We start from the raw sequence: 12,616 nt of genomic DNA on the forward strand, positions 1-12,616 counted from the left end.
GATGAAAACCCTGATCAAGGACAGCTCGCTGTCCGCCATCGTCGCGGGCTGCATTGCCACGATGATCTCCTACGCCGGCCCGCTGGTGATCATCTTTCATGCCGCCGAAGCTGCAGGCCTGTCTCATCAGCAGTTGTCATCCTGGGTGTGGGCCGTGTCCATGGGCAGTGCCATCCTTGGCGCACTGCTCAGCCTGCGCTACCGCGTGCCGGTGGTGATCGCCTGGTCGATACCGGGTTCGGCGCTGCTGGTCACCGCCTTGCCGCAACTTGGCCTGGAACAGGCCGTGGGTGCCTACCTGGTGGCCAACCTGGTCCTGCTGCTGATCGGCATCAGCGGGGCCTTTGACCGCATCATCGCGCGCCTGCCGGGGTCCATCGCCGCTGGCATGCAGGCCGGCATCCTGTTCAGTTTCGGTATTGAAGTGTTCCGCGCCCTGCCGGTGCAGCCGTTGCTGGTATTGGCGATGTTCGTCACCTACGTGTTGATGCGCCGGGTACAGCCCCGTTACGCGGTAGCTGCGGTGCTGTGCGTGGGTACGCTGGTGACCGTGGCCAGCGGTGCGTTCCGCAGCGAGGCGCTGGTGCTGGAACTGGCTTCACCGCAGTGGGTCACCCCGCAGTTCAGCCTGTCGGCGGTATTCAGCCTGGCGCTGCCGATGGTGCTGGTGGCGCTGACCGGCCAGTTCATGCCCGGCATGGCGGTGCTGCGCAATGCGGGGTATGCCACACCGGCCAGCCCGTTGATCAGCGCCAGTGCCGTGGCCGGTGCCGTGCTGGCGCCCTTCGGCTGCCACGGGCTGAACCTGGCAGCGGTTACCGCCAGCCTGTGCACAGGCCATGAGGCCCATGAAAACCCAAGGCGGCGCTATGTGGCGGCGGTGGCTGGCAGCACGCTGTACCTGCTGCTGGGCATCGCCGGTGCCACATTGATGTCGCTGTTTGCAGCCTTTCCCGCCGCGCTGATCGCTGCCCTGGCCGGGTTGGCCCTGTATGGCGCCATCAGCGAAGCCTTGGCCCGCAGCCTGGCAGAGCCGGCCGAGCGCGATGCAGGGCTTTTCACCTTTCTGGTCACTGCTTCGGGGGTGGCCTTCCTTGGCCTGTCGGCGGCTTTCTGGGGGCTGCTGTTCGGCCTGCTGGCCCATGCGCTGCTCACGCTGCGCAAGCCACGTACCCGGGAGGTGCTGCGTCGTACCCCATGAGCTGTCGTGTTCCCAACGCTTTATCCATAAAAACAAGATCAAGAGAGCTTCGGAATGAATCACACCCCTTGCGTTGCCCTGGGCCTGACTTTGCTCAGCCAACCGTTGCTGGCCGCCGAAGGCGGGTTTTTCGAGGACTCGAAGGCCACCCTGAGTGCCCGCAACTATTACTTCAGCCGCGATTTCTCGGATATCGTCGGGGCCAACAAGCAGTCCAAGGCCGAGGAGTGGGCCCAGGGCTTCATCCTCGACTTCAAGAGCGGCTACACCCCGGGTACGGTCGGCTTTGGTGTCGATGCCCTGGGCCTGCTGGGTATCAAGCTGGACAGCAGCCCCGATCGTGCCAACACTGGGCTGCTGCCGGTGCATGGCGACGGCCGGGCTACCGACGAGTACAGCCGCCTGGCGCCCACCTTCAAGGCCCGGCTGTCGAAGACCGAACTGCGCGTTGGTGAGCTGCAACCGAACCTGCCGGTGCTGACCTTCAGCGACATCCGCCTGCTGCCGCCGACCTATCAGGGTGCCAGCCTGAGTTCGTCGGAAATTGACGGGCTGACCGTGCAGGCCGGGCATTTGAAAAGTACCCACCTGCGCAACGAAGGCGGCGACGGCAAGATGAACGCGATGCTCGGCCATGTGCCGATGCGTCAGGCCGAGAGCGATGGTTTCAACTACGTGGGCGGGGACTATGCGTTCAATGCCAACCTGAGCAGCGTCAGCCTTTGGTATGGGCAGTTGGAGGACATCTACGAGCAGGGTTTCGTCGGCTTCAAGCACAGCAAACCGCTGGGCGACTGGGTGCTCAGTGCCAACCTTGGCTACTTCACCGCGCGTGATGATGGCGATGCGTTGCTGGGCAACATCGACAACCAGGCATTATTTTCGATGTTCACCGCGCGGCACGGCGGGCACAGCTTCCATGTGGGCTACCAGGGCATCTATGGCGACAGCCCGTTCCCACGGGTATTTGCCAACATCTCGCCCTTGGGCAACGAAGTGCCGACCTATGAATTCGCCTATACCGACGAGCGTTCGTACCAGGTGCGTTACGACTACAACTTTGCTGCCATGGGGGTGCCGGGGCTGACGGCGACGGTGCGCTACATCACCGGTAACAATGTTGATACCGGGCTGGGTTACGAAGGGCGTGACCGAGAGCGTGACCTGGACATCGGCTATGCCGTGCAGGGCGGGATGCTGAAGGGGCTAGGGATCAGGGTGCGTAACGCCATGGCGCGCTCCAACTACCGCAGCGACATCGACGAAAACCGTTTGACGCTGGTGTACACATGGCAGCTGTTCTGAGCCATCCAGGGGAATTGCGCGTCAGCGGTGTATGAAGGTAGCTTCGGGGAACGAATTTTTCAGGAATGTCACTCTTGGACTCCATTACCCAAGCTGTACTGGGCGCGGCCCTGCAAGGGACCGTGCTCGGGCGTATCCAGGGCCGCCGCTCGCTGCTGTATGGCGCAGCACTGGGTACGCTGCCCGACCTCGACGTGATCATCCGCTACGCCGACCCGGTGTCGCAGATGACTTACCACCGCGGCTTCTCCCACTCGCTGTTCGTGCTCACCGGGCTGGCCTGGTTACTCGCCTGGCTGGTCAACAGATGCTGGCCCGGCAAGGGCTACACCTTGCCCAGACTGTTTGTGGCGTTCTGGCTGGTACTGGTCACCCACCCGATGCTCGACGCCTTCACGGTGTACGGCACGCAATTGTTCTGGCCTTTGCAGACTACCCCGGAAAGCTGGGCGGCGGTGTTCATCATCGACCCGGTCTACACGCTGCCGCTGCTGGCTGCGGTGACCTACGCCATCTTCAAGGGCGTGACCAGCAGGGCTTGCCGCCTGCTGACCATCGCTCTGGTGGTCAGCACCGGCTACCTGGGTTTCGGCCTGGCCGGGCGCATGGCGGCCGAACAGCGCTTCCAGGCGTCGCTCGACCAGCAAGGGATCGTCGCCAGCGAGGTGCGTGCCGTGCCGATCGCGTTCAACAGCCTGGTCTGGCGGGTACTGGCCAAGACCCCGGACGGCGATTACTACGAAGGTATCAGCAGCGCGTTCGACCGCCAGCCACCCGAGATGCAACGCTTGCCGCGTAATCTGGAACTGGCCAAAGCGCTGGCCGGTGACCCTTTGCACCAGCGCTTGCGCTGGTTTACCGGTGACTGGCTGCGATACGACCAGGTGGGCAATGCGCTGGTAGTAACCGACCTGCGCATGGGCATTCCCGGTAATTACACGTTCCGCTTCAACATGGCCCACCGCGACAGCCAGGGGCACTGGATTGCCGATGTGCCTACGACGTGGAAAGGCGCTGGGCCAGGTTCAATGTTCAATGGCGATGACCTGGCGCTGATCTGGCGTCGCATCGTCGAGCAACAGCCGCCACTGCCACTGGCTGCCTGGACAGACCGATATCTGGGTACTCGCCAGCACTGAAACAGGTGACAGGGCTGGTATAGGGCCGCTTTGCGACCCTTCGCGGGCACGCCCGCTCCCACAGGAATGTACGCAGCCTGAAAGATGCGCTGAACCTGTGGGAGCGGGCGTGCCCGCGAAGGGCTGCATGGCAGCCCCCGCTTGCAATCTTCAATTTCAGACCCATCTACAGCGGTCACCTTGAACCCAGGAACCGAGCCATGGAACCCAACCGCTTCGGCGACATCACCGCCTTCGTCAGCGCGGCCAAGGCTGGCAGTTTTACCGCCGCAGCCGCCAGCCTGGGCCTGACGCGCTCGGCAGTGGGCAAGAGCATTGCCCGGCTGGAAGCGCGCATGGCTGTGCGCCTGCTCAACCGCACCACACGAAAGCTGAGCCTGACCGACGAAGGCCTGGTCGCCTATGAGCGCTGGCGGCAGATTCTGGATGATCTGGACGAGGTTGAAAGCACAATGGCCCTGCGCCGGGGCAAGCCCACCGGCACCTTGCGCCTGACTGCGCCGCTGTCGTTTGGCCAGCGCCATGTGCTGCCGATACTGGACCAGTACCTCAAGCAGTGGCCTGAGCTGCGCGCAGACATCCGCTTCACCGACCGCTTCGTCGACCTGGTCGAGGAGGGTGTGGACGTCGCGGTGCGTATTGGCGCGCCCAAGGAAGACTCACAGCTGTTGACCCGCACAGTGGCCTGGCAGCAGTTTGTCACCTGCGCCTCGCCCGCGTACCTCGACGTGCGGGGTATTCCGCTGGTGCCTGCCGACCTTTATGGCCACGACAAGATCGCCTTTCTCGCGGGCGAGAAAGCCATGCCCTGGCGTTTTAACACGCAGGCGGGGCTGCACCTGTGCGAAGACCCTGGTCGGTTGAACATTGACAGCTCCGAGGCGATGCTCGACGGCGCCCGGGCCGGTTTCGGACTGATTCACCTACCCACCTACATCACCGGAGACGACCTGCGCAGCGGCACCCTGGTGGAGGTACTGCACGCTTACCGGCCACCAGCGGACCCGATTCGCATCGTGTATCCGAGCAAGCGCCACCTGTCCCCTCGGGTACGAGGTTTCATTGACTTGTTGGTGGCCAGCTGGGAGCCGGGCGTGCCTTGGGAGTACTGATTGGTGAATACCAGATCCTTATTTATGCCCCCTAAGCCGGTTTTTTTTGCGTGCTGATAGAAGTGTCAGTGGCTAGTTGGCTTTAGATCGCCCAAGATGCATTGTGAAGAGGCCAGCCGAACGAACGGCGGCTTTATTGTCCACGCAAGCGCAACCATGAGCATTCGAGGGTTTTGAGTATGTCCAACAGACAAACAGGTACGGTCAAGTGGTTCAACGATGAGAAGGGGTTCGGCTTCATCACCCCCGATGGCGGTGGCGACGACCTTTTCGTGCACTTCAAAGCCATTGAATCGGACGGCTTCAAGTCGCTGAAAGAAGGCCAGAAAGTGTCTTTCGTTGCTGAGAAGGGACAGAAGGGCATGCAGGCTGCGCAAGTGCGCGCCGAGTAAGTTGCATGAGTGACGGGCATGCCACGGCGTGCCAGTTCACTGGAGAACGGAGCCCCTGAAGGGCTCCGTTTTTTTTTACAGTTCAAGCGGGTTGGAAGCGCCCAGAGGGCGGTCCAGAAGCGGATAGTCTGTGTAGCCTTCAGGCCCATTGGCGTAATCGAACTGTGCCCGATGTTCGTTCAGAGGTGCCTGCACCCGCAGCCGCTGTACAAGGTCCGGGTTGGCAATGTAGCTGCGCCCGAACGCGACGGCATCAATCAGACCACGCTCGATCAAGTCTTCGCCTTTCTCGGCGGTATAGGCACCAGCAGCAATGATCACCCCAGGGTAGGCAGCGCGGATTGCCTGGCGGAATTCGTCACGCAGTGGCTTGCCACCGGCCCAGTCCGGCTCGGACAGGTGCAGGTAGGCGAGGTTGCGCTTGGCCAGCTCGCGGATCAGGTGAAGGCCTGCGGCCTCTTGGTCTTCGCCATTGTCCACACCATTGAACCCACCCAGCGGGAACACGCGGATACCCACACGCTCGGCACTCCAGTTGGCGATCGCCGCGTCCACCGCTTCAAGCACGATGCGCGCCCTGTTTTCGACGCTGCCGCCGTAGCGGTCCTCGCGCTGGTTAGCACTCGGGGTAAGGAACTGGTGCAGCAGATAGCCGTGGGCAGCGTGCAGTTCGACGAAGTCGAAGCCGGCTTCGCGTGCGTTGACCGCGGCCTGGCCGAAGTCGGCGACGATGCCTGCGATTTCGTTCTCGCTCAAGGCACGCGGGGCGGAGGTGTCGGCACGTAGCAGGTTGCCTTGCTCGTCACGCAGGGTGGTACGGGCGCCGGCCGGCAGCGCGGAGGGCGCCACGGGTGCTTCGCCGCCGGGTTGCAACGAGGTGTGTGACACCCGCCCGGTGTGCCATACCTGTACGGCGCTGTGGCCACCTTCGGCGTGAATGCCTTCGTTGATGAGCTTCCAGGCAGCGATCTGCTCGGTGCTATGAATGCCGGGCGAGCCGGAGTAGCCCTTGGCCTGGAAGGAGATCTGGGTGGCTTCGGTGATGATCAGCCCGGCGCTGGCACGCTGGCGGTAATACTCGGCCATCATGGCGGTCGGCACATCGCCCGGCTCGAGGCTGCGCAGGCGGGTGAGGGGTGCCATGAACACACGGTTGGGCAGGGTAAGCGGACCGATTTGCAAGGGTTGGAAGAGTTTCATTGCAGCTCCAGAGGTGAAAACCAATGGTGCGCACGATACCGAGATGATTGGGGAAAGGGGGGACCGGGAGCCCGGCGTTGAGCTCCCCAATGGCTAATCCTGAATGTCTGCTCTGCCTGTCCCGGCCTCTTCGCGGGTAAACCCGCTCCCACAGGATGATTACAGTTCTGAACAGTGTGGGCCACCTGTGGGAGCGGGTTTACCCGCGAAGAGGCCGGTACAGGAAGCCGATCAGCTACGGGCCAACCGTCCGCTCACATAATGCGCCACATCGTTGAACCCTGGCGTTGACGCGTGCCCCGGCGTCACCAGCGAATCGATGAACGCTTCATCCTCTGCAGTGATCTTCACTGCCAGGGCACCGCCATAGGTATCCCACTGCTCTTCAGTCCTGGGCCCGACAATCGCCGAACTCACGCATTGGTTGTTCAGCACCCAGGCAATGGCGAACTCGACAATTCCCACGCCCTTGGCTTCAACATAAGCCTGGATCTGTCGGGCGATGGTCAGCGACTCCTGGCGCCACTCCACCTCCATGATGCGCTTGTCCTGGCGCCCGGCGCGGCTGCCGGCATCGGGCACGGCACCCGGTGCATACTTGCCGCTGAGTACGCCCCGGGCCAATGGGCTGAATGGCACAACCCCCAGCCCGTGTGCGGCGGCTGCACTGAGCTGCTCCGGCTCGGCCTGGCGATTGACGATGTTGTACAGCGGCTGGCTGACCACTGGCTTGGGCACGCCGAGCCGCTCGGCAATGTAGCAGACCTCGGCAATGCGCCAGCCACGGAAGTTGGACACGCCCCAGTAGCGAATTTTGCCCTGACGCAGCAGGTCGCCGATGGCCTGTACGGTCTCTTCCAGCGGCACCTTGTGGTCTTCCCGGTGCAGGTAGTAGATATCCAGATAATCCATACCCATGCGGGTCAGTGTGGCTTCCAGCGCGTTGAAAATGTGCTTGCGCGACAGCCCGCTGCGATTTGGCAGGCCATCGGCCGGGCCGAAGCCTACCTTGCTGGCAACGATCCAGTCCTGACGATGGCGCGCCACGGCTTCACCGACGATTTCTTCCGAGCGCCCAGCATTGTAAACGTCGGCAGTGTCGATGAAGTTGATGCCCTGGTCCCAGGCCTTGTCGATGATACGCAGGGCGTCCTCGGTACTGGTCTGCTCGCCGAACATCATGCTGCCCAGGGTAAGGGCGGAAACCTGCAGGCCACTGTGGCCGAGGGGGCGGTAGATCATGCGCGTGGGTCCTTTTGCGGTCGGCTGATCCACCTGTTTTACACACAACCGGGGCACTTTGAAAGGCAGCCTGATGATAACCGCAGCGCTGCTCGGACTGCGCCTTGGTGTACCCGCACCCTGTGAAATCTGCGAGTTCCATTCATGCAATCACCTGGTTAGTTTCAAGCGAGGTTCATAGCGAGGAAAGCAAAGTGACCACATCCAGTTCAAACAACCTCTGCAGCTGTCCCAAAGGCCTGTTGGCTACCTATACGGCTTATGGAATGAACGCATGCAGTTCAGGATGCAACGTTCTAGGGTACAACGGGCAGCCTCTGGACCCATGGGTGGAAGGTTATCACCTGGGGCAAGGAAGGCGTCTCTATAGTCCGGCGCGCGGCACCTTCTGCAGCCCGGATCCGTTGAGCCCATTTGGCAAAGGTGGAGTCAATGCATATGCGTACTGTGGAGGCGACCCCGTCAATTTCACAGACCCTACCGGGCTTTTCCGCAGATGGGGCCACATGCGCCCGCCGGCTTACAGCCCTAAACGTCGAGCTTCCGGCCCCCTGAAGGCGACGCCTGTCCGAATATCTCGCAAACGTCGCGATAGCCTTCCCAGTAACTGGAAAGACAATGAGGAACTACCCGGTTTTACTGAAGCCTCGCGGCATATCGATCAGCGCCAGCTTGACGCGGTGCGGTACAACCCTGCAACACAGCGTGACAAGGTTATACCGACATACAAACAGAGCAAAGATCCAAGGGGATTGGCAGCTCAAACATTTGCAGATGACCATTTCGGAAGAAGTGCTGAAACGAGTGGAATCCCGGCATTCCTGAACATTGCACGGCGTCAGCCTTCAACGCTCAAACGATGGTCGGTTCGCGTTGCAGCAGGGGTTATTGGGGTAGGCTTGGTAGTCGGGCCCATACTCGCCAGCCAAATCCGTGGAGGTGGTCAAGCGTGAAAGAACAAGGGCCGCAATGGCCCTTGAGTTTATCAATCGGCGGAGCGAGCAACGCTCATTGCATTCGCCCGCGTTACGCGCAGGGCCACCAGGCTTCCGACAACGATCAGCGCCGCCAGCGAATACAACGCCGCGTCAGTCGAACCGGTCTGGTCCTTGATGAACCCCACCAGGTACGGGCTGAGGAAGCCGGCCATCTGGCCAACCGAGTTGATGATTGCCAGGCCCGCCACAGCGGTACCGGCGCTGAGCAACGCGGTGGGCATTGGCCAGAACATCGGCAAGCCGGTGAGGGCGCCCATGGTGGCGATCGACAGGCCGAGAATGGCAATGGCCGGGTTGCCGGCAAAGTTCACCGCAATCAGCAGGCCGACGGCGCCCATCAGCATCGGCACTACAAGGTGCCAGCGGCGCTCGTTACGCAGGTCCGCCGAACGCCCGCAAAGGATCATGAACACACCAGCCAACAGGTACGGGATGGCGCTGAGCCAACCGATCAGCAGCGGGTTGTCGAAGCCCATGCTCTTGATGATCGATGGCAGCCAGAAGTTGATCGCGTACACGCCACTCTGGATGCAGAAGTAGACGAAACCGAAGGTCCAGATCAGCGGGTTGGTCAATACGGCGAGTACACCATCGCCGGTGGTGGTGGGCTTGCTCGCAGCGTCGGCCTCCAGATCGGCGGCGATCAACTGGCGTTCACCCGGGTTCAGCCATGCAGCTTTCTGGTAGCCGTCGCTGAGCAGGAACACCGCCAGCACACCCAGGGCAACGGTGGGCAGGCCCTGGATCAGGAACATCCATTGCCAACCCGCCAGTCCATGCTGGCCGGCGGCGAAGTGCTGGAGGATCCAGCCGGAAAACGGCCCGCCGAGCAGGCCCGACACCGGGATCGCCGACATGAACAGGGCCATGATGCGCCCGCGACGGGCGGCCGGGAACCAGCGCGAAAGGTACAGCACCACGCCTGGGAAGAAGCCGGCTTCGGCAGCGCCGGTGAGCAGGCGCAGGGCGTAGAATTCGGTGGGGGTGGTGACGAACAGCAGGCAGGTGGACAAGCTGCCCCAGGCAATCATCATCAGCGCAATCCAGCGCCGTGGGCCGAAGCGGTTGAGTGCCAGGTTGCTTGGCAGGCCGCAGAGCACGTAACCGATAAAGAAGATGCCGGCACCAAGGCCGTACACCGTTTCGCTGAATTTCAGGGCGTCGAGCATCTGCAGCTTGGCAAAGCCGACGTTGACGCGGTCCAGGTAGTTGAACAGGTAGCAGATGAAAATGAACGGAATCAGCCGCAGGGTGATACGCCGGTACAGCGCATTGCGGGTGGTGTCCGTGCCTTGGTCAAGGGCGGGGCTGTGTGCCATGATCGGATTCTCTGTTGTTATGGTTTTTGCCGCGTCGCCTGTTCCGGCGCTCGCCCTGACGAGTCTCGGGGACTGCGGCTAGCCTGTCTTTGTGCTTTTGCACAGCGCTTGGCCGTGGCTGCTGTGCCCTAGCCCAAAAGCCTAACACCTAAAGGATCGCGCAATGTTCGAACTCGACCACGACCTGGCACAGGATATCGTTGACCGGGCAATGGCTATTCTGCCGTGCAACGTCAACGTCATGGACAGCCAGGGGTTGATCCTGGGCAGTGGCGAGCCGGAGCGCATCAACACCCGCCATGAAGGCGCGCAACTGGTACTGGCCAACGGCCGGATCGTCGAGCTGGACGTGGACGCGGCCAAATGCCTTAAAGGCGTGCAGCCCGGGGTAAATTTGCCCCTGATGCTCGATGGCAGGCTGATGGGTGTACTGGGCCTGACCGGTGACCCGCAGCAGGTGCGCACCTATGGCGAACTGGTACGCATGACTGCCGAGATGCTGTTGGCCCAGCGCCATTTACAGGCCGACCAGCAATGGCGACGGCAGCGCTGTGATGATTTGCTGGCGCTGTTGCTGGGTGGCAGCGGTGATTCACCCCGGCTGCTCGACGAGGCCCGGCAACTGGGGCTGAAACCGCAGCTGCCGCGAGTACCCTGCCTGTTCGAGCTGGCCTCCGGGCCACCCGCCGAGGCGCTGTCGGCATGGTTGTCGAGCCGGTACCCGGACAGCTGGTGCGTCAGCCCGGCTCGCCAGTCATTGCTGTGGTGCCGGCCGGCCAGCGTTGCACTGGACGAGCCGCGCCTGCTGGAGCGCCTGCAACGCCACGGCTGGGACGTGGAGCGGCTGGCCCTGGGCAGTGCCGCGCAAAGTCTGGAGCAGTTACGCCGGGGTTACCGTCGGGTACGCGATTTGCTGGCCTATGGCCGCGAGGTATTGCCCAGTGAGCGCCTGCTCAGCCTGCAGCGCTACCGGTTGCCGGCGCTGCTGTGGCGCCACCGCAACGATGACGCGCTGGATGAGCTGCTGGAGCCGTTGCAGCGCATCCGCGCCAGGGACAACAGCGGCCAGTTGCTCACCACCCTGCGTGCCTGGTGTGCCCATGACGGCCAGAGCCAGGCATGCGCTGATGCCCTGGGTATCCATCGCAACAGCCTGCGCTACCGGCTGGAGCGGATTGCGGAACTGGGGGAGGTCGACCCGCTACGGATGGAAGGTATGCTGAGCTTGTACCTGGGGTTGCAGCTACTTCCAGCAGATTGAAGCCTGTCGCGGTAATTGTAGGAGCGGCCTTGTGTCGCGATCGGGCCGCAGAGCGGCCCCATTCCCGGCATCAAGGCAAATACTGCCGGGGCCGCTTTGCGGCCCGATCGCGACACAAGGCCGCTCCTACAGACGATCGCATCTGTCTACGAAGGCATGTGCCCAAACAACCCGCCTGGCGTTTTGTGCATTTGACCGAGGCCGTCATGGCGAACAACTGTCAGCATGCCGCTCATCAGGACAGGAGAATCCCCATGAAGATCGTCATTGCCCCCGACTCGTTCAAGGACAGCCTCGACGCTGCCGGTGTCGCTCGCGCTATTGCTGCGGGCCTGGGCGAGGCGTGGCCTGAAGCGGAACTGGTCGAGTGCCCGATGGCCGACGGTGGCGAAGGCACCATGGACGCAATCCTGGCCGCCAGCCACGGCGAACTGCGCCGCCAGACCGTGCGTGGGCCGCTGGGGCAAAGCGTGGAGGCAGGCTGGGGCTGGTTGCCGCAGAGCCGCACGGCAATTATCGAAATGGCTCAGGCCAGTGGCCTGCAACTCGTACCGACCGGCCAACGCGATGCTTGCAGTAGCAGCACCTGGGGCACTGGCGAACTGGTAGCTGCAGCCCTGGCCGCCGGTGCGCAGAGGGTGGTGCTGGCCATCGGCGGCAGCGCCACCAATGATGCAGGCAGCGGCATGTTGCGGGCGTTGGGCCTGCGCCTGCTGAATGCCGACGGGCAGCCGCTTGAAGAGGGCGGCCTTGCCTTGGCCAGGCTGGCGCGCATCGACGCCAGCGACCTCGACCCGCGCTTGGCCGAGGTGCAGTTCGAAGTGGCTGCGGACGTAGACAACCCGCTGTGCGGCGCCAACGGTGCGTCGGCGATCTTCGGCCCGCAGAAGGGTGCCAACCCTCAGCAAGTGCAGGCGCTGGACCAGGCGCTGGGCCATTTTGCTGACCATTGTGCACAGCTACTGGGTGCGGATGTGCGCGACTATCCAGGTTGTGGCGCAGCCGGTGGCATGGGCTTCGCCGCCCGCGCTTTCATGGGCGCACAGTTCCGCCCAGGGGTGGAGGTGGTGGCCGAGTTGGCTGGCCTCGACGCCCTGGTGCAAGGGGCGGATCTGGTGATCACCGGCGAAGGCCGTTTCGATGCACAGACATTGCGCGGCAAGACGCCGATGGGGGTGGCCCGGGTAGCCAAGCGTCATGGCGTGCCAGTGGTGGTGCTGGCCGGGACCTTGGGTGAGGGCTACCAACAGTTGTATTCTCATGGGGTCGATGCGGCCTTTGCCTTGGCCAGCGGGCCGATGAGCCTGGAGCAGGCATGTACCAATGCTGCCCAGCTGCTACAGGCGCGGGCTTGCGACATTGGTCGCCTGTGGCGCTGCGGACAGCGAACCTGATCTACGGCGCAGAGCCTGTGCTGAAACCGGCCACCCGGAAACGGGCGGCGTTG

General features: G+C 62.8%; 11 protein-coding genes. 8 read left to right on the plus strand and 3 right to left on the minus strand.

The window, feature by feature from the left end:
- The first annotated feature begins 1 nt into the window (after nt 1).
- The 5 genes from P0Y58_16090 to P0Y58_16110 all read left to right on the plus strand — a co-directional run bounded on the left by P0Y58_16090 (nt 2) and on the right by P0Y58_16110 (nt 5,149).
- A complete protein-coding gene (locus P0Y58_16090; protein WEK28428.1) occupies nt 2–1,201 on the plus strand; it encodes a benzoate/H(+) symporter BenE family transporter in 1,200 nt (399 codons plus the stop codon).
- A gap of 54 nt (nt 1,202–1,255) precedes the next feature.
- Nucleotides 1,256–2,506 (plus strand): OprD family porin, encoded by a 1,251-nt coding sequence (locus P0Y58_16095; GenBank protein ID WEK28429.1) that lies wholly within the window; start codon nt 1,256–1,258, stop codon nt 2,504–2,506.
- A gap of 74 nt (nt 2,507–2,580) precedes the next feature.
- Nucleotides 2,581–3,645: a metal-dependent hydrolase gene (locus P0Y58_16100; protein ID WEK33343.1), complete on the plus strand. Its 1,065-nt coding sequence runs from the start codon at nt 2,581–2,583 to the stop codon at nt 3,643–3,645.
- Between the two features lie 200 nt (nt 3,646–3,845).
- Nucleotides 3,846–4,757, plus strand: coding sequence for a LysR family transcriptional regulator (locus P0Y58_16105; GenBank protein ID WEK28430.1), 912 nt, complete (start codon nt 3,846–3,848; stop codon nt 4,755–4,757).
- 179 nt (nt 4,758–4,936) lie between these two features.
- Nucleotides 4,937–5,149 carry a cold-shock protein gene (locus P0Y58_16110; protein ID WEK28431.1) on the plus strand — a complete coding sequence of 71 codons (213 nt, stop codon included), beginning with the start codon at nt 4,937–4,939 and terminating at the stop codon, nt 5,147–5,149.
- A 75-nt stretch (nt 5,150–5,224) separates the two neighbouring features.
- Here the strand turns inward: P0Y58_16110 and P0Y58_16115 are convergent, their stop codons facing one another.
- Entirely contained in the window at nt 5,225–6,349 is a 1,125-nt protein-coding gene (locus P0Y58_16115; GenBank protein ID WEK28432.1) for an alkene reductase, read from the minus strand.
- 231 nt (nt 6,350–6,580) lie between these two features.
- Entirely contained in the window at nt 6,581–7,591 is a 1,011-nt protein-coding gene (locus P0Y58_16120; protein ID WEK28433.1) for an aldo/keto reductase, read from the minus strand.
- A 194-nt stretch (nt 7,592–7,785) separates the two neighbouring features.
- Here P0Y58_16120 and P0Y58_16125 point away from each other — a divergent pair, with 194 nt between their 5' ends.
- Nucleotides 7,786–8,544 carry an RHS repeat-associated core domain-containing protein gene (locus tag P0Y58_16125; GenBank protein WEK28434.1) on the plus strand — a complete coding sequence of 253 codons (759 nt, stop codon included), beginning with the start codon at nt 7,786–7,788 and terminating at the stop codon, nt 8,542–8,544.
- A 32-nt stretch (nt 8,545–8,576) separates the two neighbouring features.
- Here the strand turns inward: P0Y58_16125 and P0Y58_16130 are convergent, their stop codons facing one another.
- A complete protein-coding gene (locus tag P0Y58_16130) occupies nt 8,577–9,908 on the minus strand; it encodes an MFS transporter (GenBank protein ID WEK28435.1) in 1,332 nt (443 codons plus the stop codon).
- Nucleotides 9,909–10,071: 163 nt separating this feature from the next.
- On the opposite strand from P0Y58_16130, the gene P0Y58_16135 reads away from it, so the two are divergent.
- The gene (locus P0Y58_16135; GenBank protein ID WEK28436.1) at nt 10,072–11,169 is read left to right on the plus strand and encodes a sugar diacid recognition domain-containing protein; all 1,098 of its coding nucleotides are present in this window, start codon (nt 10,072–10,074) and stop codon (nt 11,167–11,169) included.
- Nucleotides 11,170–11,423: 254 nt separating this feature from the next.
- Nucleotides 11,424–12,563 carry a glycerate kinase gene (locus P0Y58_16140; GenBank protein WEK28437.1) on the plus strand — a complete coding sequence of 380 codons (1,140 nt, stop codon included), beginning with the start codon at nt 11,424–11,426 and terminating at the stop codon, nt 12,561–12,563.
- Nucleotides 12,564–12,616 lie beyond the last annotated feature (53 nt).

This window comes from Candidatus Pseudomonas phytovorans, from assembly GCA_029202525.1.
GTDB classification, from domain to species: Bacteria; Pseudomonadota; Gammaproteobacteria; order Pseudomonadales; family Pseudomonadaceae; genus Aquipseudomonas; species Aquipseudomonas phytovorans.

Coding starts and splice junctions, on each gene's coding strand:
- P0Y58_16090 (WEK28428.1), top strand. CDS start 2: ATGAAAACCCTGATCAAGGACAGCTCGCTGTCCGCCATCGTCGCGGGC.
- P0Y58_16095 (WEK28429.1), top strand. CDS start 1,256: ATGAATCACACCCCTTGCGTTGCCCTGGGCCTGACTTTGCTCAGCCAA.
- P0Y58_16105 (WEK28430.1), top strand. CDS start 3,846: ATGGAACCCAACCGCTTCGGCGACATCACCGCCTTCGTCAGCGCGGCC.
- P0Y58_16110 (WEK28431.1), top strand. CDS start 4,937: ATGTCCAACAGACAAACAGGTACGGTCAAGTGGTTCAACGATGAGAAG.
- P0Y58_16115 (WEK28432.1), bottom strand. CDS start 6,349: ATGAAACTCTTCCAACCCTTGCAAATCGGTCCGCTTACCCTGCCCAAC.
- P0Y58_16120 (WEK28433.1), bottom strand. CDS start 7,591: ATGATCTACCGCCCCCTCGGCCACAGTGGCCTGCAGGTTTCCGCCCTT.
- P0Y58_16130 (WEK28435.1), bottom strand. CDS start 9,908: ATGGCACACAGCCCCGCCCTTGACCAAGGCACGGACACCACCCGCAAT.
- P0Y58_16135 (WEK28436.1), top strand. CDS start 10,072: ATGTTCGAACTCGACCACGACCTGGCACAGGATATCGTTGACCGGGCA.
- P0Y58_16140 (WEK28437.1), top strand. CDS start 11,424: ATGAAGATCGTCATTGCCCCCGACTCGTTCAAGGACAGCCTCGACGCT.